We start from the raw sequence: 21,003 nt of genomic DNA, 5'->3' as shown, positions 1-21,003 counted from the left end.
ACAATGGCTGATAAAAGAGATTATTATGAAGTCTTAGGTGTGGATAAAAACGCCGATGACGCAACATTAAAAAAAGCATATCGTAAGCTGGCCAAAAAATATCACCCGGATGTAAATCCGGGTGATAAAGAGGCTGAGGCGAAGTTCAAAGAGGCGACAGAGGCTTACTCCGTTTTAAGTGATGCCGACAAGAGAAGACAGTATGACCAGTTTGGCCATGCAGCATTCGAAAACGGCGGCGGAGGCGGTGCCGGCGGCTTTGGCGGATTCGACTTTAACGGCGCAGATATGGGAGACATCTTCGGAGATATCTTCGGAGACCTTTTCGGCGGCGGAGGCAGAACCAGACGGGCAAATAACGGACCGATGAAGGGGGCAAACCTTCGTGCACGTGTGAATATTACTTTTGAGGAAGCGGTTTTCGGATGCGAGAAAGAGCTGGAGATCGTTCTGAAGGATGAATGTACCACATGTCACGGAACCGGAGCGAAACCTGGAACATCACCGGTCACCTGTCCGAAATGTAAAGGTCAGGGACAGATTGTTTACACCCAGCAGTCCATGTTCGGTATGGTACGTAATGTCCAGACCTGTCCGGACTGTAACGGAACCGGTAAAGTGATCAAAGAAAAATGCAGTGCCTGCCGTGGAACCGGATATACATCTTCCAGAAAGAAGATCCAGGTATCTGTACCAGCAGGTATTGATAATGGTCAGTGTATCCGTATCCGTGATAAAGGTGAGCCGGGAACTAACGGTGGACCAAGAGGAGATCTGCTGGTTGAGGTAAATGTAGCCCGTCATCCGATCTTCCAGAGACAGGATATGAATATCTTTTCAACAGCTCCGATCACATTTGCTCAGGCTGCACTTGGCGGTGAGATGCGTATTAATACCGTTGACGGCGAGGTGACTTATGAGGTGAAGCCGGGAACACAGACAGATACAAGAATCCGTCTGAAAGGAAAAGGTGTTCCGTCATTACGCAACAAGAACGTTCGTGGCGACCATTATGTAACACTGGTAGTCCAGACCCCGACCAACTTAAATGAGGATGCAAAGAAAGCTCTGGCAGCTTTTGACGCGGCATGCGGCAACCGTCCGGCAGAGGACAGTACAGCCGAGACTTCAGAAAAAACGGAAAAGAAGAAAAAAGGTTTCCGCGAGAAAGTCAAGGAAATGTTTGAGGAATAAATGAAGCAAAAACAGGAAAGAGGCGAAAAATGCCTCTTTCTTTTTTTACTGTATTCGTGTATATTAAAAGAAGTGCCCGTTTTTGGGGAAAAGAAAACAGGCAACAGACAGGAACGAAAATCCGTAAATGTGTATACAGCATAAGGAGATATAGAAATATGAAATGGAACCGTTTTACACTGAAAACAAAAACAGAGGCAGAAGATATTGTGATCTGTACACTTGCCGAGGTGGGAATTGAAGGTGTGGAGATCCAGGATAAGCAGCCACTGACCGATGAGGACAAGGCGCAGATGTTTGTGGATATCATGCCTGAAGGCCCGGCAGATGATGGTATTGCATATCTGAACTTTTATCTTGAGGAAGATGCAGATACAGAAGCCATCCTGAAGGATGTAAAAGCTGCACTGGAAGACTTAAGAAGTTTTGTTGACATCGGAGAAGCTACGATCACAGAATCCCAGACAGAGGACAAGGACTGGATCAATAACTGGAAACAGTATTTCCATCAGTTCTATGTAGACGACATTCTGATCGTGCCGTCCTGGGAAGAAGTGAAGGCAGAAGATAAGGACAAGATGATCCTCCACATTGATCCGGGAACAGCTTTTGGTACAGGAATGCATGAGACCACACAGCTTGTGATCCGTCAGCTGAAGAAATTTGTGAAGCCAGGCATGGAGATCCTGGATGTGGGAACCGGAAGTGGAATCCTTGGAATCGTAGCATTAAAGCTTGGCGCAGGCCATGTGGTAGGAACAGATCTTGATCCATGTGCAGTTCCGGCGGTATCCGAGAATAAAGAAGCAAATCAGATTGAAGAGAAGTCTTTTGACATGATGATCGGAAATATCATTGATGACAAAGAGGTGCAGGATCAGGTCGGATATGAGAAATATGACATTGTAACTGCAAACATTCTTGCAGATGTTCTGGTTCCTCTGACACCGGTTATCGTTGCACAGATGAAAAAAGGCGCTTACTACATTACATCCGGCATCCTGGATATAAAGGAGGATGTTGTAGTGCAGGCTGTAAAAGACGCCGGACTGACTCTTGTTGAGGTGACTCATCAGGGCGAGTGGGTATCTGTGACAGCAAGAAAGGACTGATCTCATGCAGCGATTTTTTGTGGAACCGCATCAGATCGACAGGGACAGACATGAGATCCACATCACAGGAAATGACGTCAATCATATCGCGAATGTGCTTCGTATGAAAAAAGGTGAGGAGCTCTGGATCAGCGATAAAGAAAAAGAGTACCACTGTGTGATTGAAAGTACGGAAGAGGATGAGGTACTTCTTCATATTTTATATGTTCAGGAGCCGGATTATGAGCTGAAAAATCGCATTTATCTGTTTCAGGGCCTGCCGAAAGCAGACAAGATGGAGCTGATCATCCAGAAGGCAGTAGAGCTTGGAGCATATTCCGTAGTTCCGGTTTCAACCAGACGTTGTGTGGTAAAACTGGATAATAAGAAAGCAGAGAAAAAAGTGTCACGCTGGCAGCAGATCGCAGAGAGTGCGGCAAAACAGTCCAAGCGTATGTTGGTACCGGAAGTCCGTTCAGTGATGACTTTTAAAGAGGCCCTTGCCTATGCAAAAGAACTGGACGTTCTGCTGATCCCTTATGAGCTTGCAAAAGGAATGAAAGAGACAAAGGAGCTGATCCGGTCGATCGAACCGGGAAAAAGCATAGGTGTCTTTATCGGCCCTGAGGGTGGTTTTGAAGAGCAGGAAGTGGCAGATGCCATGGAAGCGGGTGCGAAACCTATCACCCTGGGACACCGAATCTTACGGACGGAAACCGCGGGACTCGCAGTACTTTCTGTTCTGATGTTTCAACTGGAGGATGAATAGATTATGGAAGCATATTTTGACAATTCCGCGACAACGAGATGCTTCGATGAAGTAAAGGATATTGTCTGCAAAACCATGACAGAAGATTTTGGAAACCCTTCTGCCATGCATAAAAAGGGAATGGAAGCGGAGAATTATGTCCGCAGAAGTGCCCAGACCCTTGCAAAATTACTGAAAGTGAATGAAAAAGAGATTCTTTTTACCTCCGGTGGAACAGAATCGGATAACCTTGCCATCATTGGCGGTGTGGAAGCCAATAAGCGTATGGGAAACCATATCATCACAACAGCAGTAGAGCATGCAGCGGTGGCCCAGCCTTTTGCTTATCTGAAGGAGCAGGGCTATGAGGTGACAATTCTACCTGTTGACGAGCGGGGAGTTGTAAAGCTGGATGCATTGGATGCAGCTTTGCGTTCGGATACGATCCTTGTGTCTGTTATGTATGTAAACAATGAAGTTGGTGCGGTGATGCCGATCGACGAGATTGGAAAACTGGTTCATAAGAAAAGTCCGAAAGCACTTTTTCATGTAGATGCGATCCAGGCATTTGGTAAGTACCGTATCTATCCGAAGAAACTGGGAATAGACCTTCTTTCTGTGAGCAGCCACAAGATCCACGGCCCGAAAGGTGTGGGATTTCTTTACATCAATGAGAAAGTAAGAGTACAGCCTCAGATCCTTGGTGGTGGGCAACAGAACGGTATGCGTTCCGGAACAGACAATGTACCGGGAATTGCAGGTCTTGGTGTGGCAGCTGAGATGGTTTACACAGATTTTGACAAAAAAATACAGCACCTCTATGACCTGAAACAGCGGATGGCAGAGGGCTTAAGAGAACTTGGAGACGTTACTGTCAACGGAATGCCGTTAAATGAGGGGGCACCGCACATTATGAGCGTTACCTTCCACGGAGTCCGGAGCGAAGTTCTGCTTCATACACTGGAAGAATTCGGAGTATATATTTCCGCAGGAAGTGCATGCTCCAGCCATAAGAGAAAACCAAGTGCGACTTTGACAGCAATGGGATTATCAAGAGCTGATGTGGAGAGCACTGTCCGTATCAGCTTCTGTGAGGAGAATACTTTTGAGGAAGTGGATTACTGCATCGATACCCTGAAGAAATCGATTCCAATGTTGCGCAAATATGCACGCAGATAATATACAGGAAAGGAATTTTTATGTTAGTACACGCATTTCTGATCAAATATGCGGAGATTGCCCTTAAGGGAAAAAACCGCTACCGTTTTGAAGATGCTCTCGTACATCAGATGGAGATCGCACTCTCCAAGATTGAGGGCGAGTTTGAGGTAAAAAAAGAGCAGGGAAGAGTCTATGTATTCTGTCCGGAAAATTATGATTATGATGAGGCTGTGGATGCACTGCAGCATGTATTTGGTATTGTTGGTATCTGTCCGGTTATGATTTATGAGGAACAGGGATTTGAGAAGCTTGCAGAAGATGTGGTTGGATATATGAAGCAGTGGCATCCGGACTTTAACGGAAGCTTCAAGGTATGGACACGCCGTGCAAAGAAGTCTTATCCGATCAGCTCTATGGAAGTCAGCGCAGAGCTGGGTGGACGTATTCTGGATGCTTTTCCTGAGGCAAGTGTGGATGTTCATCATCCGGAACTGGATCTTTCTGTTGAGATCCGTGACAAAATCTATGTATATTCCCAGACAATCCCGGGAGCAGGCGGAATGCCCATCGGAACCAACGGAAAAGCCATGTTGCTTCTTTCCGGCGGAATAGACAGTCCGGTTGCCGGTTATATGATCGCAAAACGTGGAGTTAAGATCGATGCGGTATATTTCCATGCACCGCCTTACACAAGCGAACGTGCCAAACAGAAAGTTGTGGATCTTGCCCGTCTGGTAGCAAAATACAGTGGACCGATTCGCCTTCATGTTGTTAATTTTACAGATATCCAGCTTTATATTTATGATCAGTGCCCGCATGATGAGCTTACTATCATTATGAGAAGATACATGATGCGTATTGCTGAGCACTTTGCGAAAAAAGACCGCTGTCTTGGCCTGATCACAGGTGAGAGCATTGGACAGGTTGCAAGCCAGACATTACAGAGCCTTGCTTCCACAAATGAAGTCTGCACACTGCCTGTATACCGTCCGGTGATCGGCTTTGACAAAGAGGAGATCGTCCGCATTTCCAGAAAGATCGATACTTTTGAGACATCCATACAGCCGTTTGAGGACTGCTGTACTATTTTTGTTGCCAAGCATCCGGTAACGAAGCCCAATCTCAAAGTGATCCGCCGTTCTGAGCAGAAACTCTCTGAGAAGATTGATGAGCTGATGGAGACTGCACTGAACACAACTGAAATTATTGAGATCCGGTAAATGAGAGAAAAGGAACCCCGGTAAACAGGTTTCATGAAATGGATGAGGCTTAACTGCAATATAAAAAAGCCGCATACCGGAAAAAAGGGAAATTCCGGTGTGCGACCCATTCATCCATATAGTTTATCACATGAAAAAAGAGGAACTGCATGTTCCATACAGTTCCTCTCAAATATACATCATGGATTAGTCGATTGTATATTTGGAAATAATCTGCATTACGTTATCCAGAGCAGCGCCGTCTGCGTGGATGTTGAGGTCGATTGGCTTGGAGAGATCCAGGCTGAAGATACCCATGATGGATTTTGCATCGATCACATATCTTCCGGACACTAAATCAAAATCGCAGTCGAATTTGCTGATCTCGTTTACGAATGCCTTCACCTTATCGATGGAGTTCAGTGAGATTTTAGCTGTTTTCATTATAATAACCTCCCTTGATAGATTTTTGTTTTACAGCTTTCATCTTACCTGTCGGCCCCAGAAAAGTCAAGGTAAAAAGAGATAAAAATTGTTTCAATAATTAGTTAAAATGTAAAAAAAGTGAGGAAACATGGGAAATAAAGTTGCATTACACAATCTTGGCTGCAAAGTCAATGCTTATGAAATTGAAGCTATGCAGCAGCTCCTGGAGGAGGCAGGCTATGAAATCGTACCTTTTGAACCGGGAGCGGATATTTATGTGATCAATACCTGTACTGTCACCAATATTGCAGACAGAAAATCAAGGCAGATGCTCCACAAAGCAAAAAAAATGAATCCGGAGGCCATTGTTGTGGCAACAGGCTGCTATGTACAGACAGGTGGAGACAAGCTGGAAAAGGATGAGGCTATTGATCTTGTGCTTGGCAATAACCGGAAAGGAAATATCGTGGATGCACTGGCAGAATATGCCGAGAACAAACCGGGCCACGACTCTCACGTGATCAAGATCAATCAGACAAAAGAATACGAGGATCTTTCCATTGATCATACAGCGGAGCATGTAAGAGCGTACATTAAGGTTCAGGACGGATGCAACCAGTTCTGTACCTACTGCATCATTCCTTATGCAAGAGGCCGTGTGAGAAGCCGCAATATTGAAAGTGTGCTGAAAGAAGTCCGTGCACTTTCCCAAAAAGGATATAAGGAGATAGTTCTTACAGGAATCCACTTAAGCTCCTATGGAGTGGACTTCCCGGAGGAGAAGAAAGAGACGTTGCTTTCGCTGATCCGTGCAGTTCATGAGATTGAAGGAATCAAAAGAATCCGTCTTGGTTCCCTGGAGCCTGGAATCGTTACCAGAGAATTTGCAGAAGGGATTGCTGCACTTCCGAAGGTTTGCCCGCATTTTCATCTTTCCCTTCAAAGTGGCTGCGATGAAACCCTTGAGAGAATGAACCGCAGATACAGAAGTGGCGAATACAGGGAACGCTGTGAGCTTTTAAGGGAAGTTTACGGAAATCCGGCATTGACTACAGATGTGATCGTTGGTTTTCCGAAGGAATCAGAAGAGGAATTTCAGAAGTCCTATGATTTTGTGGACAGTATCCGTTTCTATGAGACACATATTTTCAAGTATTCCAGAAGACAGGGAACAAAAGCAGCTGCCATGGATGGACAGCTGACAGAGGCCGAAAAAGCTCTTCGCAGTGAAAAAATGATCGCCATGCATCACAGACATGCAAGCGATTACGAGAAATCCATGCTTGGAAAAATACTGGAAGTTCTTATAGAGGAAGAGTACAAAAAAGACGGCCAGACCTGGTATCTGGGACATAGCCGGGAATATATCAGGACAGCTGTGAAAAAGTCTGAAAGCTACGGTGTGAATGATATTGTGAAAGTGAGAGCGGAGGAATTTCTGGAAGAACATATCATGACAGGCAAAGTTGTGGAGTAGAGAATGAGAGCTCGCTTAAAATTAAGATTGTAATTTATGTAAATTTATATTAAAATAAAAAAGAATATATTTTAAGGACGTGAGAGATAATGGCAGAGAATAATCTGGGAAATACACAGTATTTCAGAACAAAACCGGATCAGGAACTTCAGGTAAAAGAAGTCCTGGACCTGGTGTACAATGCAATGGATGAGAAGGGATACAATCCGGTAAATCAGATCGTAGGATATATTATGTCCGGAGACCCGACCTACATCACCAGCCACAAGGGTGCGAGAAGCATGATCATGAAGGTGGAGCGTGATGAGCTGGTAGAGGAACTTCTTACCGAGTATATCAAGAATAAATCCTGGGAACGGTAATATGAGAGTACTGGGACTGGATTACGGCTCGAAGACAGTGGGAGTTGCAGTAAGCGATCCTCTTGGTCTGACAGCACAGGGCGTGGAGACAGTATGGCGCAAGCAGGAGAACAAGCTGCGCCGTACACTGGCACGTATTGAAGAGATCATTTCGGAGTATCAGGTGACAGAGATCGTTCTGGGATACCCGAAGAATATGAACAATACCGTAGGAGAGCGGGCTGAGAAATCTCTGGAATTCAAGGAAATGCTGGAGAAACGTACAGGCCTGCCTGTTATTATGTGGGATGAAAGACTGACTACCATGGCAGCGGACCGTACACTGGAAGAGACTGGCGTGCATAAGGAAGACCGTAAACAGTATCTGGATCAGGTAGCTGCAGTCTTTATTTTGCAGGGATATCTGGATGCCGCAGCATACAAAAAAGCGCGGGAGAACGATAACCCGGAAGAGTAGACCACGAACGAAACAGGAACGCGGATCATAATATCCGCCTGACAAGAACGGATAAGGAAGAATTAAATATGGAAAAAATAATATTTCAGTCAGACGACGGCACAACTGCTGAGTTTTACGTAGAGGAGCAGACCAACATTGCGGGTGTGACTTATCTTTTGGTGTCCGATTCACAGGATGAGGAAGCAGACGCATATATTCTGAAGGACATTTCAGCTCCGGGAAGCACTGAAGCTTGTTATGAGATAGTCGAGGATGAAGAGGAGCTTCAGGCTGTATACGCAGTTTTTCAGCAGATGCTGGATGACGTGAATTTTGAATGGAGGAGCGATTTTTGAAAAGCGAGAACAACGGTGACAACAGAAACGCGGAAAACAGAAACTTTAACTCCGCAGGCGGTTCCAGAAGACAGGGACCAAGACAGAGAAACGCTGGATCAAGGACAAGACAGTACAGGGGCGGGAATAATAACAATAAGAGCCGTCAGGACAAGCCCTTCCGCCCGGCAGTAAAGAAGACAGCGGCCACTGGAACAGTAAAGAACAATTTCAGAAACACACAGAGACCGGCAAGAAACAGCGGCAGACCTTCCGGACGGAAAAACAATAACCGCAGATCATCCTCGAAACTGAAGATCATACCGTTAGGCGGTCTGGAACAGATCGGAATGAATATCACTGCTTTTGAGTATGAAGACAGCATTGTAGTTGTAGACTGCGGACTTTCTTTTCCTGAAGATGATATGCTGGGAATCGATCTTGTTATTCCTGACGTAACGTACTTGAAGGAGAACATCTCAAAAGTCAAAGGATTTGTGATCACTCACGGACACGAGGATCATATCGGAGCACTTCCGTATGTACTGAAAGAGGTCAATGTTCCAATCTATGCGACCAAGCTTACGTTGGGACTGATCCGCAATAAACTGAAAGAACACAATCTTGTGCGCTCCACGAAGATGAAAGAAGTGAAGCATGGACAGGTGATCAATCTTGGAGATTTCGCTGTGGAATTCATTAAGACCAATCACAGTATCCAGGATGCCTCTGCACTTGCCATCTACTCTCCGGTAGGAATCGTGGTACACACAGGAGACTTTAAGGTAGATTATACGCCGGTATTCGGAGATGCCATCGACCTTCAGCGTTTTGCTGAAATCGGAAAGAAAGGGGTTCTTGCATTGATGTGCGAGAGCACCAATGCCGAGAGACCGGGATTTACAATGTCCGAGCGTACAGTAGGGCATGTATTTGATAACCTGTTTAACGAATACCGTACATCCAGGATCATTATTGCAACATTTGCTTCCAATGTCGACCGTGTGCAGCAGATTATCAACACTGCATATCGTGTTGGAAGAAAAGTTGCAGTAGAAGGCCGAAGTATGGTTAATGTTATTTCCGTGGCATCTGAGCTTGGCTATCTTCAGATTCCGGAGAATACGCTGATTGATATCGATCAGGTGAAGAATTATCCGGATGACAAGGTTGTTCTGATCACAACGGGAAGCCAGGGCGAGTCCATGGCAGCACTTTCCCGTATGGCAGCCAATATCCATAAAAAGATCACCATCAAGCCGAATGATACCATTATTTTCAGTTCCAACCCAATTCCCGGAAATGAGAAAGCCGTTTCGAAGGTTATCAATGAGCTGTCCATGAAGGGCGCCAAGGTTATCTTCCAGGATGTCCATGTTTCCGGACATGCCTGCCAGGAAGAAATCAAGCTGATCTACTCCCTTGTGAAGCCGAAATATGCGATTCCGATCCACGGAGAGTACCGTCATCTGACAGCACAGAAACACATTGTGGAGGATCTGGGAATTCCGAAGGAGAATATCTTTATCCTTGCTTCCGGCAATGTACTGGAACTGGACGGACAGGATGCAAAAGTAACAGGAAGCGTCCACACAGGAGCGATTTTTGTAGACGGACTTGGTGTGGGTGATGTTGGAAATATCGTGCTTCGTGATCGTCAGCATTTGTCTGAGGACGGAATCATGATCGTAGTTATGACCCTGGAGCGTCACAGCAATGTGGTTCTTGCAGGACCGGATATTGTTTCCAGAGGTTTTGTATATGTAAGAGAATCCGAGGATCTTATGGAGCATGCAAAACAGGTTGTAGAGACAGCACTGGATTCCTGTCTGGAGAACAACATTACAGACTGGGGCAAGATCAAGACTGAGGTAAAAGATGCTCTGGGCGAATATCTGTGGAAACGTACCAAGAGAAGTCCGATGATCCTGCCAATCATTATGGAGGCATAGGAACATGGATGAGATCAGCATGGACATTGAGAAGCTTCTCGATGCTGTGCACAGAAGCAGTGAATACCAGGAATATCAGAAACAGACAGCTCAGCTTGATAAAGATCCTGAGCTTAAGGCAAGGGTGATGAGATTCCGGGGAGATAATTTCAGACTTCAGAGCCAGGCAAACCAGGATGAGCTGTTTCATGCAGCGGAACAGCTCAACCAGGAGTCTGCAAGTCTGAGACAGAACCAGAGAGTAAATGCCTATCTTGACGCTGAGCTTGCACTGTGCAGACTGATGCAGAGGATCTGCAGAACTCTGGTGGCCGGGATAGACATACAGATTCCTGATCTATAGGAGGAAGAAAGACTATGGCAGACACAAGAGACAAGCTGGGCAGAGCCGGCGTTTTTCTGGCTGGAGGGGTATTTAAGATCGCCCTGTATATCTGCGTCATTGTATTTCTGATCTGGGTTGGAAAATCAACATATCAGTTTGGCTATAATGTGTTCAACCAGCAGGCTATGAGCCCTGGTGAGGGACAGCAGGTGACTGTGGTTATCAAAGAAGGTTCATCTGCATATAATGTTGGCAGGACACTTGAACAGAAAGGTCTTGTAAAAGATGCGCTTGCTTTTGCAGTACAGGAGAGAATGTCCGTATATCACGGACAGATCAAGGCAGGTACATATCTCTTAAGCACAGCCTACACACCGACCAGGATACTGGCCGTGCTGTCGGGAGAAGATAATGAGGAAGGATCGAACAGCCAGTGATCGTAGAAGAACGCATGAAAACCTATATCAATTCTCTTGATATGGGAAATACTCCTTTTTTGCAGGAGTTGGAAGCACAGGCACTTGCGAACAGGGTGCCGATCATCCGGAGGGATATGCAGAGCTTTATGAGGATGCTTCTGGCCATGAAACAGCCGAAGCGAATTCTGGAGGTGGGGACTGCCGTAGGCTTCTCCACACTTCTTATGTGTGAATATGGACCGGAGGATCTTAAGATCACCACCATAGAGAATTATGAAAAAAGAATTCCTGTTGCGAAGGAAAATTTCAGACGTGCAGGAAGAGAATCACAGATTACACTTCTGGAAGGGGATGCCGGTGAGATTCTGAAAGAACTTACCGGAACGTTTGACATGATCTTCATGGATGCGGCTAAGGGCCAGTATATCAACTGGCTGCCAGATATGCTGCGCCTGATGGAAGAAGGAAGTGTACTGGTGTCAGATAATGTTCTGCAGGAGGGAGACATTATTGAATCCCACTATCTTGTGGAACGGCGCAACCGGACAATTTATAAGAGAATGAGAGAATATCTCTGGCAGCTGACCCACAGTCCCATACTTCGTACTTCGGTCCTTCCGCTGGGAGACGGAGCAGCTGTAAGCATAAAAACAGGAGAACAGGTTTTATGAAACGACCAGAACTTTTGGTTCCGGCGAGCAGCCTTGAGGTTTTGAAGGTTGCCGTCATATATGGTGCAGATGCCGTTTATATCGGTGGAGAAGCTTTTGGACTTCGTGCAAAAGCTAAGAATTTTTCAAAAGAGGATATGTGCGAGGGTATCAGATTTGCACATGACCATGGCGTAAAAGTTTATGTGACAGTGAATATCCTGGCTCATAACAGAGATCTTGAGGGAGTAAGGGAATATCTTCAGGAACTGAAAGAGATTGGTCCTGACGCACTGATCATCGCAGATCCGGGAATCTTTATGTATGCAAAAGAGATCTGTCCGGAGATCGAACGCCACATCAGCACTCAGGCCAACAATACCAACTATGAGACATACCGTTTCTGGTATAATCTTGGTGCAAAGCGTGTGGTGAGTGCCAGAGAGCTTTCTCTGGAGGAAATACGTGAGATTCGCGCACACATTCCGGATGATATGGAGATCGAGACATTTATCCATGGAGCGATGTGCATTTCCTATTCAGGAAGATGCCTGCTCAGCAATTTTATGGCTGGAAGGGATGCCAACCAGGGAGCCTGTACACATCCATGCAGATGGAAATATTCTGTTGTTGAGGAGAAGCGTCCCGGGGAATACATGCCGGTATTTGAGAATGAGAGAGGAACTTTTATTTTCAATTCCAAGGATCTCTGTATGGTAGAGCATATGGAAGATATTCTGACAAGCGGTATTGACAGTCTGAAGATCGAGGGCCGCATGAAAACAGCTCTTTATGTGGCAACAGTAGCCAGAACTTACCGTAAGGCTATTGATGACTGTCTGGAAAGCCCGGAGAAGTATCATGAAAATATGCCTTGGTATCAGGAACAGATCTCAAACTGTACATATCGTCAGTTTACAACCGGATTTTTTTACGGAAAACCGGATGAGAACACACAGATCTACGACAGCAATACTTATGTGAGAGAGTACACATATCTTGGATTTGCAGAGGAAATCGATGAAAGAGGGCTTGCGAGACTGACGCAGCGAAACAAGTTCTCTGTAGGAGAGACCATCGAGATCATGAAGCCGGACGGAAGAAATATTTCTGTTCAGGTAGAAGCTATCTACAATGAAGAAGGCGAGTCCATGGAGAGTGCACCGCATGCACAGCAGAGAATCTATGTGAAGCTTACTGAGACACCGGAGGTATTTGATATCCTTCGAAGAGGTGAATAAGATATTACCAGGGGAGAACGGAAAAAACGTTCTCCCCTTTATTGCTTTTCGGGAAAAATAGCTCTGAGTTTTCGTAGTGCATTTTTTTCGATGCGGGATACATAGGAACGGCTGATGAAGAGATCTTTTGCGATTTCCCGCTGGGTCAGGGGCTCCTGACCGCCCAGACCGTAGCGACAGCAGATCACATGGTACTCTTTTGGGGAAAGGATGTTTTTGATGTGCTTAAGAAGATGGGAAATATTGTCCCGTTTAAAACAGTCTTCCACAACATCTACCGGCGGACTTTCGATCACATCCAGAAGACTGATCTCGTTGCCTTCCCGGTCAGTGCCGATCGGGTCGTAAAGAGAGACTTCCCTGGAGCATTTTTTGCGGGCGCGCAGCATCATAAGAAGCTCATTGTCAATACAGCGGGCAGCGTATGTGGAAAGTCTGGAAGTGCGGCTTAAGTCAAAGGTGGAGATAGCTTTGATAAGACCAATGGTGCCAATGGAGATCAGGTCATCCGGGTCTTCTTCACAGCTCTGGTATTTCTTTGCAACGTGGGCTACCAGACGGAGATTGTGTTCGATCAGAATGTTTTTGGCTTCCGGATCGCCCCTTTGGAAGCGGAGCAGATAGTGCTGCTCTTCATCAGCAGACAGCGGTTTTGGGAAAGTTTTCAAAGATTCACCTCAAAGGGGATTTCCATACAGTTTATGAAAAGGACACGCTTTTCGTGCTTTTCCAACAAAAACTTTCCGTTTGGGACAAAGGCGAACACCTGTTGCGCCGCTTTTGGTTCTGGTGTATAATCATAAAATATGAATGATAATAACAGTGTATATGACGAGGAGTACATATTTTGAAAAAGAGGATAGAACAGCTTCTTAACGGAAAATTTATTTATGAACAGCCGGGGCTTCTGTTTTCCCAGGATGAGATCTCCGTCAGTCTTAAAGCAGGAGATACGACAAAGAATGAGATCTATTTTGGAACAGATGATAACCGCAGAATCAGTGGCTTTGTCACATCTTCAGACAGGCGGCTGGTACCGGGATTTGACCGCTTTTCAGGAACAACGGTGCGTATGCCGTATGGAGTAGACGCAGAAGGAATGGAGCCAGGCGAGTGCTTTGAGGGATGGCTGTGTTTTACAACAAGCATCGGAGAATATAAACTTCCGTTTAAGGTAACGACAAAAACAGAAGAAGTGAAGAGTTCTGGCGGCAAGGTTTCTTCACTGGATGAATTTATCCGGATTGCGAAGAGGGATTCCCGTGAGGCATACAGGATCTTTACTGAACCTCATTTTTCCCTGATCCTTAAAGATCAGAGCGAGAAGATCCGTGCCCTTTATGCTGGATTGTCCCAGCAGCCGGTGACATACCAGCATCTGGAGGAATTTCTGATAGCTGTAGGTGCCAAGGAGAAAGTAACTCTGGAATTGAATAAAGATGAGGCGAATTTCTATGATGTCAGAGAGACTGTTCAGGAGTCACTTTACATCCACAGAAGCGGCTGGGGACATTTGCGTGCTGATATCGAAGTAAACGGAGATTTTCTGGAAGTCAGCAAACATGTTGTTACAGAGGACGATTTTATCGGAAGTGCCTGCGAAGTGAATTACGTGATTCACAGAGAGAGAATGGGTCGAGGCAACCAGTACGGGGAGATCATTGTACGGACTCCATATCAGAAGCTGATCTTTGGGGTGCTGGCATCCCGCGGAACAGAGAGTACTGTAAATATCGATCTTCTGGAGAAACAATACAGGGCTGAGATGATCAGGGAATATTTGGGATATGTCTGTGGCAGAGTGGATTTTGATACCTGGACAGCGAATGCCCATGAGCGTTTTAACAAGCTTGGTGAGAACGGGCTGAAATATCCGGAGTATGAGCTTTTTGAGGCATATGTCCTTCATCTGGAAGGTAACGATGAGGAAGCAGAGAAGATTCTGGCGCGATATCAGAACAAGTCCTTTCATCATAATGAACTGGAACTGGCCGGAATTTATCTTTATCTTTGTGTGGAGACCGGTATTTACAGAGATAAATCCCAGGCTCTGCGTAAGATCCAGAATTTCCAGATGCAGAAGGAGGACAGTTTTATCCTTCTGAAGCTTTTGTTTGACATGGATCAGAATCTTTCCCCATCCAGAAAGATCTTTCTTATGGAGGAACTCTTTGAGAGAGGATGTACAAGTCCGTTTCTGTATCTGGAAGCATGGAACAGCATCTGCAAAGATATGTCGCTGCTTCACAGAATGAATCGTTTCTGGGCGCAGGTATTCCTTTTTGCGGGCAGGGAACAGATGCTTACAGAGGAGCTTGTGATGCGTCTGTCTTATCTTTCAGGTTACGAGAAAACATTTAATGAGAGCTTTTACCGTGCCATGGTCATGGGATGCGAGGCATTTCCTGCGGATGATACAGTTGAGGCTATCTGTAAATACATTATGAAGGGAAATCCGAGAAGGGCAGAATATTTCCGATGGTTTTCCAAGGCTGTGGATCGGGGAATCCGTATCACAAGACTGTATGAATATTATGTGGAAACACTGGATACCTCTTACAGAAGAGCACTGCCGAAGCCGCTTCTTATGTATTTTACTTATAACAACAATACACTTGGAGATTCTAAGCGCGCATATCTTTATGCCTGCATCATCGCTGAGAAAGAACGTGATCCGCAGACTTATGAGAGCTACAGGGAGAGCATGAGAGAATTTGCTTTGCGCAAGCTCCGTGAAGGCCGGATGAATGAGAATTATGCAGCTGTCTACCAGGAATTTATGAGGGAACCGGGAAACAGTGAGGAAGCACAGGTAACTGCTTCCAGAATGTTTACCAGCAGATTGTATACAGATGATCCTAAGGTACGCAGTGTGATCGTCCGGCACAGACAGATAAATAAGGAGGAAATCTATCCGTGTATTCACGGCGTTGCCTATCCACGCGTTTATACGAAGGATGCAGCTGTTGTTTTCCAGGATGAGAAGCAGAGACGTTATGCTGCAACTGTGGATTACAACCGTTCTCCGCTATTTGACGACAGGGAGATGGTTCCGGCAGTTCTGGAGAAGGGAGCAGATGAACCGGGTGTGCTGCTTTATTACTGTGAAAGCCATGAGATTACCAGAGAAAATCTGGGAATTTTCCATAAGCTGGTACGTTCTGCTGCTTTTACCGAAGAGTACAGATGTCTTGTGCGAAAAAGAATTCTTGATTATTACAGTGCCCACATCCAGGGAGAGGATCTGGATGTATATCTTAAAAGAATGGATTACCGTGAATATGCAATGGTGGATAAGAAGACACTGCTTACGATCCTGATCCAGAGAGGGCTTTTTCCACAGGCAATGAGTGTTGTGGAAGCCTTTGGTTTTGAAGGTGTGGATGAACGTGCACTTCTGAAGCTGGTCAGCAGAATGATCATCCGCTGTGACAGTGCGGAGGATGAGGAACTGATCGCCCTTGCTTCTTATGTATATCGTACAGGTATCTATGACGAGGTGATCTTACAGTATCTCATGAAGTTTCGTTTCGGACCTGTGGATGAACTTTTGGATATCTGGAAAAGTGCCAGTGGTTTTGAGATGGATACCTACAAGCTGGAGGAGAGAATCCTTTCTCTTCTGATATATACATCGGATTACAGGGAAGAAGGAGAGAAGATCCTGAAAGCGTATGTCAGCCATTCCGGAAAAGAGCGTGTGATAGGAGCTTACCTCACTATGAAGGCTTACGGAATGTTTGTAAAAGACAAGCCGGAGACACCATGTATCTGCGAGTACCTGAAATGCAGACAGGAGAAAGAATGGCCTGGTGACAGGATCTGTGATCTGGCACTTCTGAAAATTCTTTCTGAGGAGAAAGATTCTGATGAAGCAATCCTTGCGCTGGAAGAGAAGATCCTTGCTTCCTGTGTAAAAGAAGGTCAGATGTTTGCATTTTTTGCAGATCTGGATCAGTCTATCCTGCAGCCTTACCAGCTGGATGATAAGACATTCGTGGAATATCATGGTTCTCCCGAGGATTCCGTTACACTGTATTATTCTTTGGATACAGGGCTTGGAACTGCACCGGAATATAAGAGCGAACCGCTGCGTAATATATATGAAGGAATTTTTGTGAAGACATTTACTCTGTTTTACGGAGAAACCCTGCGCTATTACTTCCAGACAGAGGATGCAGACGGAGTGCATAAGACAGATGAAAAAGTTCTTACAATGAACCAGACTGATGACAGGGCATCCAGTAAATATCTGCTGATCAACCAGATTCTCTGTGCCAGAAAACTGGAGAAAGAACAGGAAGTCAGGGAGAAGCTTGAACAGTATCTTCGTCAGGAACAATACGTCAAAGAAATGTTTGTCATAGAGAAGGAATCCGAAAGATGAATGAAATTCGTGATCTGATCATAGGAATCGATATAGGAAAAGAATATACGCAGATCTGTTACTACGACAGAAAGGCAGAAGAAGCCCGTTCTCTTTCCATGAAGGTGGGAACCAGTCAGTATGAGGCACCGGGATGCCTCTGTTACCGTGCAGAACATGATGATTATTGTGTGGGACTGGAAGCGGAATATTTTGCCAGGGAAAAAGGCGGCATCATGGTTGGAAATATTTATGATATCTGCCGCAGGGAGGAGAAACCTCAGGTAGCAGGAGAAGAGAAAGATCCTGCAGAGCTTCTGTCCTGTTTCTTAAAGGGAATCCTGAGATTTCTCGGAATTCAGGATATCGTAAAAAATACAAAGTGTTTATGTATCACCTCACCGGAGCTTACAGGAGTTCAGGTGCGGAATTACCAGAAAGCCTGCAGCCTGGCTGGTTTTCCGGCTGAGAAATACATGCTTATGGATTATGGTGAGAGTTTTTATTATTATGCACTGGGCCAGAAGCGTGAAACATGGAACAGAAGTGTAGGCTGGTACACATTTATAGGAGAGAACGTAACGTTCCGCAAACTGACGATCAATGGATCTGTAAGACCTTTTCTTGTAAAAATGGAAGAGCCGGTAAGTGCACAGCTTCCATCGGAAGATGAGATCCGGGATGTGGAGTTCTGCCGCTTTGTGACCAAAACTTTGGGAAAAGAGCTTTTTTCCAGCGTACAGATCACAGGGGAAGGATTTGACCAGCAGTGGGCACAGCAGTCAGTGAGGCTTCTCTGCCATCAGGGGCGGAAGGTATTTTATGGAAATAACCTTTTTGCAAAAGGTGCCTGCATAGCCGGTAAGGACCGTCTGGAGGATAAGAAGCTGAAAGGCTACCGTTTCTTAAGTGATTCCCTTGTGACAACAGATGTGGGAATGGATATGCGTGTGATGGGCTCCCCGGCTTACTATCCGCTGATCGAAGGCGGTTATAACTGGTATGAGTGCGGAGCAGGCTGTGAACTGATCCTGGATGATACGGAGGAGCTGGTGTTTGTTGTGGGAATTCCGGATGAACCGGAAAAGAGGCGTGTAGCCATGTCTCTTCCGGGGATTCCCAAGCGTCCGAACAGGACAACGAGATTGTCTCTGGAACTGAAATATGTATCACCGAAAGACTGTGAGATCACAGTAAAGGATCTTGGGTTCGGAGAGATGTATCCATCCAGCGGAAAAGTCTGGAAGGAATTGGTACGTTGGGATGAGACAGAAGAAAGGAAACAGGCATGAGTGGATATATTTTATGTCAGGTAAGAAAAGCAGAGAAGCCTTTTTTCATAGAGAATATCAGCACCAACATCTATTCTATTGAAGAACTCTGCTATTATTTTTATAACAATCTGTATCTGATAGACAGTTCACTGATCAATCAGAAGCTGTGTACCTGGATTGAGGAGGAACTGGAACTGCCCAAGCTCGCAGCAAAACTTCGGCCTTATATCGGCAGGGAGGCAGGGCTTGAGGAAGTTTTGTACCCTGTTTTTAAGGAGATCAATTATCTTGCCTATGAAGAGCTTCGAAGCCTGAATGCAAGGATCGAGACACGAAATGCGGAAGCAGAAGAGATAAGAGAGAAGCGAAAAGGCGATGCACTGATGGAGAACCGGATGTATGTCAATGCCATCCGTGTTTATCAGAAGCTTATTGAGAAAGAAGATGCAGCTGTGATTTCAGATGAGATGAGAGAGCGGATTTTCCATAATCAGGGATGTGCCTACAGTTATCTGTTCCAGATGGATAAGGCTTTGGACTGTTTCTGGATGGCATGGCAGGTGAAAAAATCAGAAGAAGCTCTGAAAACATATCTTCTGGCATACAGAAGTGTGCATACACAGGAAGATTTTGAGAAGACAGAAGACGAACTGAAGGTGGAAGAACCTATGAAAAAAGAGGTTTCTGAAATTTTGAACTGTTTTATCAGTCTTCCCCAGGAGCAGATCGCTTCCGGGGAGACAGATCGTTTTCTGGAAGATATTACAAGAGAATATCACAGAAGTACAGGCTCATGATGAGAGCCCTTCAAGAAGTCCGAGCAGGAGCTGCCGGGCTTCTTTTTGTGTATAAACCGCGTCTTCTTCTGCGAGAGAACAGAGATAATCGTCCAGTGCCTGTCCGATGCTGGTCTCTTTCAGATAAATGCAGAGGAAGGTATCTTTCTCTGAGAGAAAGCAGAGAAATACAGAGTAATCCGACAGAACTTCCAGATGGATTCCTGTTTCAGAAAGAATGGAAGGTTTCAGAATCTTGCATTTCTGATTTCCCATATCTGTATCCAGAAGATACTGGAGAGCTTTTTGGCGCACAGACTTTGGAAGAGGCGTCTGATGGTAGGAATACGGACCATTAAAAAGACCGGTATCTGCCAGCTTGCGAAGACCATCCAGGGTAAAATAATTGCAGGAGGTTTCATTAGCTGTGAAAGTAAATTGTGGCTGTTTCATAATTGCAGACAGCTGTGTATAGACCGGGCTGCAAAGATCAACATCTCTGTGGGTAAACAAAGCCTGGATAAATTCCGGACCATAGGACATCAGTGCAAGGCAGGGGTGGGATTCCAGTGCAAAATTGGTGGTAGCTTTTGACTGGAAGATCGCTCCGAAAATATTAAGAATCTGCTCAGGAGAGTCAGACTGCTGGAAAAGGCGTCTGGAATTGTTAAGGATACGCTGAAACTCCTGGTTATAAGAACGGACAACTTCCGGATTATCTGTGAAAATAAACGTCATCATGTCTGAGGAAAGAAGAAGCAGCCGTTTCTCTGTGATAAAGAAAAACGGATACAGTTCAAACTGCAGATCCTCACGCCCGAACCGGGTGTAGTAATAGTAAGGCTGGTAATTCTGGAAACCGGACAGGATCGGCAGGAGCGTGCAGAGAAAAGTATCCAGATTCATATTACAATCCGGTGATGTCTTGGGATTCTGGAGAAGCGGAAGAACCTGGATTACCGGCGGGAGCTTATGATACTGTGGATACAGATGGGCAAAAATCTGTACAAGAAGCCGGCAGCCAGCAGGTATATTGGTGCGGATCTGTTCTTCGGAACCGGAAAGCAGGATGTCTTCAAAAAGACTGAGAACTTTTTTCTCCACGTCAAAAGAGAATTCTCCTCTGTAAAAAGGCAGTGCAGGAAGTCTGCGGAATGCGGTTTGTGAAAAAGCCTGTTGAGAGCTGATCACACGGAGAAGCTCCTGGATATATTTTCGGTTATAATAAACTTCTTTTCCTATCTTTTCAATCTTATATAATTCCATCAGTTCCTGGCGCTGTGCAGGGTTGATACGGATGGAGTCACAGAACTGGCGGACGAAATCTGTGCCTGGCAGCCGTTTGCCTGTGATCATACGCTGCAGGGAAGTCCTGTCAAGTCCGGAAGAGGCAGATAGCTGATAGACAGTCTCTCCAGTGTTTTTGATGTATTCACGACATTTGCTGCTGAATTCAGACATTGTTTTTGTCTCCTTTTGATATATTATGGCATTATTATACGGAAATGGTTCATGATTTGCAATAATTTGTAAAAAAACAAGGCACAATTAGTAGCACATATTGAAAG

Annotated in this window: 20 protein-coding genes; 17 read left to right on the top strand and 3 right to left on the bottom strand. The window is 45.4% G+C overall.

Annotated features, from left to right (window positions below):
- The first annotated feature begins 3 nt into the window (after positions 1–3).
- From dnaJ to thiI, 5 genes are all read left to right on the top strand, one after another.
- Positions 4–1,194 (top strand): molecular chaperone DnaJ, encoded by a 1,191-nt coding sequence (gene dnaJ / locus HFM85_RS04270; RefSeq protein ID WP_119240925.1) that lies wholly within the window; start codon positions 4–6, stop codon positions 1,192–1,194.
- Between the two features lie 158 nt (positions 1,195–1,352).
- A complete protein-coding gene (gene prmA, locus HFM85_RS04265) occupies positions 1,353–2,306 on the top strand; it encodes a 50S ribosomal protein L11 methyltransferase (protein ID WP_173737333.1) in 954 nt (317 codons plus the stop codon).
- A gap of 4 nt (positions 2,307–2,310) precedes the next feature.
- Entirely contained in the window at positions 2,311–3,054 is a 744-nt protein-coding gene (locus HFM85_RS04260) for a 16S rRNA (uracil(1498)-N(3))-methyltransferase (protein WP_173737332.1), read from the top strand.
- A 3-nt stretch (positions 3,055–3,057) separates the two neighbouring features.
- Positions 3,058–4,212 carry a cysteine desulfurase family protein gene (locus HFM85_RS04255; RefSeq protein ID WP_173737331.1) on the top strand — a complete coding sequence of 385 codons (1,155 nt, stop codon included), beginning with the start codon at positions 3,058–3,060 and terminating at the stop codon, positions 4,210–4,212.
- Positions 4,213–4,232: 20 nt separating this feature from the next.
- Positions 4,233–5,414 (top strand): tRNA uracil 4-sulfurtransferase ThiI, encoded by a 1,182-nt coding sequence (gene thiI / locus HFM85_RS04250; RefSeq protein WP_173737330.1) that lies wholly within the window; start codon positions 4,233–4,235, stop codon positions 5,412–5,414.
- A 186-nt stretch (positions 5,415–5,600) separates the two neighbouring features.
- Here the strand turns inward: thiI and HFM85_RS04245 are convergent, their stop codons facing one another.
- A complete protein-coding gene (locus HFM85_RS04245) occupies positions 5,601–5,837 on the bottom strand; it encodes an HPr family phosphocarrier protein (protein WP_015527084.1) in 237 nt (78 codons plus the stop codon).
- Between the two features lie 130 nt (positions 5,838–5,967).
- Between HFM85_RS04245 and mtaB the strand changes: the two genes are divergently transcribed.
- The 9 genes from mtaB to HFM85_RS04200 all read left to right on the top strand — a co-directional run bounded on the left by mtaB (position 5,968) and on the right by HFM85_RS04200 (position 13,019).
- Entirely contained in the window at positions 5,968–7,296 is a 1,329-nt protein-coding gene (mtaB, locus tag HFM85_RS04240; protein WP_173737329.1) for a tRNA (N(6)-L-threonylcarbamoyladenosine(37)-C(2))-methylthiotransferase MtaB, read from the top strand.
- A gap of 89 nt (positions 7,297–7,385) precedes the next feature.
- On the top strand, positions 7,386–7,658 hold the full coding sequence (locus HFM85_RS04235; protein WP_015527087.1) for an IreB family regulatory phosphoprotein: 273 nt from the start codon (positions 7,386–7,388) through the stop codon (positions 7,656–7,658).
- 1 nt (position 7,659) lies between these two features.
- On the top strand, positions 7,660–8,115 hold the full coding sequence (ruvX, locus tag HFM85_RS04230; protein ID WP_173737328.1) for a Holliday junction resolvase RuvX: 456 nt from the start codon (positions 7,660–7,662) through the stop codon (positions 8,113–8,115).
- Positions 8,116–8,183: 68 nt separating this feature from the next.
- Positions 8,184–8,453: a DUF1292 domain-containing protein gene (locus HFM85_RS04225; RefSeq protein ID WP_173737327.1), complete on the top strand. Its 270-nt coding sequence runs from the start codon at positions 8,184–8,186 to the stop codon at positions 8,451–8,453.
- A 290-nt stretch (positions 8,454–8,743) separates the two neighbouring features.
- Positions 8,744–10,384 (top strand): ribonuclease J, encoded by a 1,641-nt coding sequence (locus tag HFM85_RS04220; protein WP_173737420.1) that lies wholly within the window; start codon positions 8,744–8,746, stop codon positions 10,382–10,384.
- A 4-nt stretch (positions 10,385–10,388) separates the two neighbouring features.
- The gene (locus HFM85_RS04215) at positions 10,389–10,727 is read left to right on the top strand and encodes a YlbF family regulator (protein WP_173737326.1); all 339 of its coding nucleotides are present in this window, start codon (positions 10,389–10,391) and stop codon (positions 10,725–10,727) included.
- Between the two features lie 14 nt (positions 10,728–10,741).
- Complete coding sequence (locus tag HFM85_RS04210) at positions 10,742–11,146, top strand: endolytic transglycosylase MltG (RefSeq protein WP_173737325.1); 405 nt, start codon at positions 10,742–10,744, stop codon at positions 11,144–11,146.
- Positions 11,143–11,799, top strand: coding sequence for an O-methyltransferase (locus HFM85_RS04205; RefSeq protein WP_173737324.1), 657 nt, complete (start codon positions 11,143–11,145; stop codon positions 11,797–11,799). Before HFM85_RS04210 ends, HFM85_RS04205 begins: the two co-directional genes overlap by 4 nt.
- On the top strand, positions 11,796–13,019 hold the full coding sequence (locus tag HFM85_RS04200) for a peptidase U32 family protein (RefSeq protein ID WP_173737323.1): 1,224 nt from the start codon (positions 11,796–11,798) through the stop codon (positions 13,017–13,019). Before HFM85_RS04205 ends, HFM85_RS04200 begins: the two co-directional genes overlap by 4 nt.
- Before the next feature lie 38 nt (positions 13,020–13,057).
- Here HFM85_RS04200 and sigK read toward each other — a convergent pair whose 3' ends face one another.
- Entirely contained in the window at positions 13,058–13,687 is a 630-nt protein-coding gene (gene sigK / locus HFM85_RS04195) for an RNA polymerase sporulation sigma factor SigK (protein WP_173737322.1), read from the bottom strand.
- A gap of 179 nt (positions 13,688–13,866) precedes the next feature.
- Between sigK and HFM85_RS16175 the strand changes: the two genes are divergently transcribed.
- The 3 genes from HFM85_RS16175 to HFM85_RS04180 are packed head-to-tail and all read left to right on the top strand — an operon-like array spanning position 13,867 to position 19,456.
- Positions 13,867–17,406: a DUF5717 family protein gene (locus HFM85_RS16175; RefSeq protein ID WP_243873809.1), complete on the top strand. Its 3,540-nt coding sequence runs from the start codon at positions 13,867–13,869 to the stop codon at positions 17,404–17,406.
- On the top strand, positions 17,403–18,677 hold the full coding sequence (locus tag HFM85_RS04185; RefSeq protein ID WP_173737321.1) for a DUF5716 family protein: 1,275 nt from the start codon (positions 17,403–17,405) through the stop codon (positions 18,675–18,677). The genes HFM85_RS16175 and HFM85_RS04185 overlap by 4 nt, the downstream gene beginning before the upstream one ends.
- Positions 18,674–19,456: a hypothetical protein gene (locus HFM85_RS04180; RefSeq protein ID WP_173737320.1), complete on the top strand. Its 783-nt coding sequence runs from the start codon at positions 18,674–18,676 to the stop codon at positions 19,454–19,456. Before HFM85_RS04185 ends, HFM85_RS04180 begins: the two co-directional genes overlap by 4 nt.
- On the opposite strand, the gene HFM85_RS04175 is transcribed toward HFM85_RS04180, so the two are convergent.
- Positions 19,451–20,896, bottom strand: a complete 1,446-nt coding sequence (locus HFM85_RS04175) for a hypothetical protein (RefSeq protein WP_173737319.1) — start codon at positions 20,894–20,896, stop codon at positions 19,451–19,453. The genes HFM85_RS04180 and HFM85_RS04175 overlap by 6 nt on opposite strands.
- Positions 20,897–21,003 lie beyond the last annotated feature (107 nt).

Origin of the sequence: Blautia schinkii (assembly GCF_013304825.1) — a bacterium.
GTDB lineage: Bacteria > Bacillota > Clostridia > Lachnospirales > Lachnospiraceae > Blautia_A > Blautia_A schinkii_B.
The sequence above is the reverse complement of the archived record's forward strand: the minus strand, read 5'-3'. Positions and strand labels throughout refer to the sequence as shown.

Excerpts from the sequence above, each read along its gene's own strand:
- HFM85_RS04255 (WP_173737331.1), top strand. The coding sequence starts at position 3,058 with ATGGAAGCATATTTTGACAATTCCGCGACAACGAGATGCTTCGATGAA.
- HFM85_RS04215 (WP_173737326.1), top strand. The coding sequence starts at position 10,389 with ATGGATGAGATCAGCATGGACATTGAGAAGCTTCTCGATGCTGTGCAC.
- HFM85_RS04235 (WP_015527087.1), top strand. The coding sequence starts at position 7,386 with ATGGCAGAGAATAATCTGGGAAATACACAGTATTTCAGAACAAAACCG.
- prmA (WP_173737333.1), top strand. The coding sequence starts at position 1,353 with ATGAAATGGAACCGTTTTACACTGAAAACAAAAACAGAGGCAGAAGAT.
- HFM85_RS04185 (WP_173737321.1), top strand. The coding sequence starts at position 17,403 with ATGAATGAAATTCGTGATCTGATCATAGGAATCGATATAGGAAAAGAA.
- HFM85_RS04225 (WP_173737327.1), top strand. The coding sequence starts at position 8,184 with ATGGAAAAAATAATATTTCAGTCAGACGACGGCACAACTGCTGAGTTT.
- HFM85_RS04260 (WP_173737332.1), top strand. The coding sequence starts at position 2,311 with ATGCAGCGATTTTTTGTGGAACCGCATCAGATCGACAGGGACAGACAT.
- HFM85_RS04200 (WP_173737323.1), top strand. The coding sequence starts at position 11,796 with ATGAAACGACCAGAACTTTTGGTTCCGGCGAGCAGCCTTGAGGTTTTG.
- HFM85_RS04210 (WP_173737325.1), top strand. The coding sequence starts at position 10,742 with ATGGCAGACACAAGAGACAAGCTGGGCAGAGCCGGCGTTTTTCTGGCT.
- HFM85_RS04180 (WP_173737320.1), top strand. The coding sequence starts at position 18,674 with ATGAGTGGATATATTTTATGTCAGGTAAGAAAAGCAGAGAAGCCTTTT.
- thiI (WP_173737330.1), top strand. The coding sequence starts at position 4,233 with ATGTTAGTACACGCATTTCTGATCAAATATGCGGAGATTGCCCTTAAG.
- HFM85_RS04245 (WP_015527084.1), bottom strand. The coding sequence starts at position 5,837 with ATGAAAACAGCTAAAATCTCACTGAACTCCATCGATAAGGTGAAGGCA.
- dnaJ (WP_119240925.1), top strand. The coding sequence starts at position 4 with ATGGCTGATAAAAGAGATTATTATGAAGTCTTAGGTGTGGATAAAAAC.
- mtaB (WP_173737329.1), top strand. The coding sequence starts at position 5,968 with ATGGGAAATAAAGTTGCATTACACAATCTTGGCTGCAAAGTCAATGCT.
- ruvX (WP_173737328.1), top strand. The coding sequence starts at position 7,660 with ATGAGAGTACTGGGACTGGATTACGGCTCGAAGACAGTGGGAGTTGCA.
- HFM85_RS04175 (WP_173737319.1), bottom strand. The coding sequence starts at position 20,896 with ATGTCTGAATTCAGCAGCAAATGTCGTGAATACATCAAAAACACTGGA.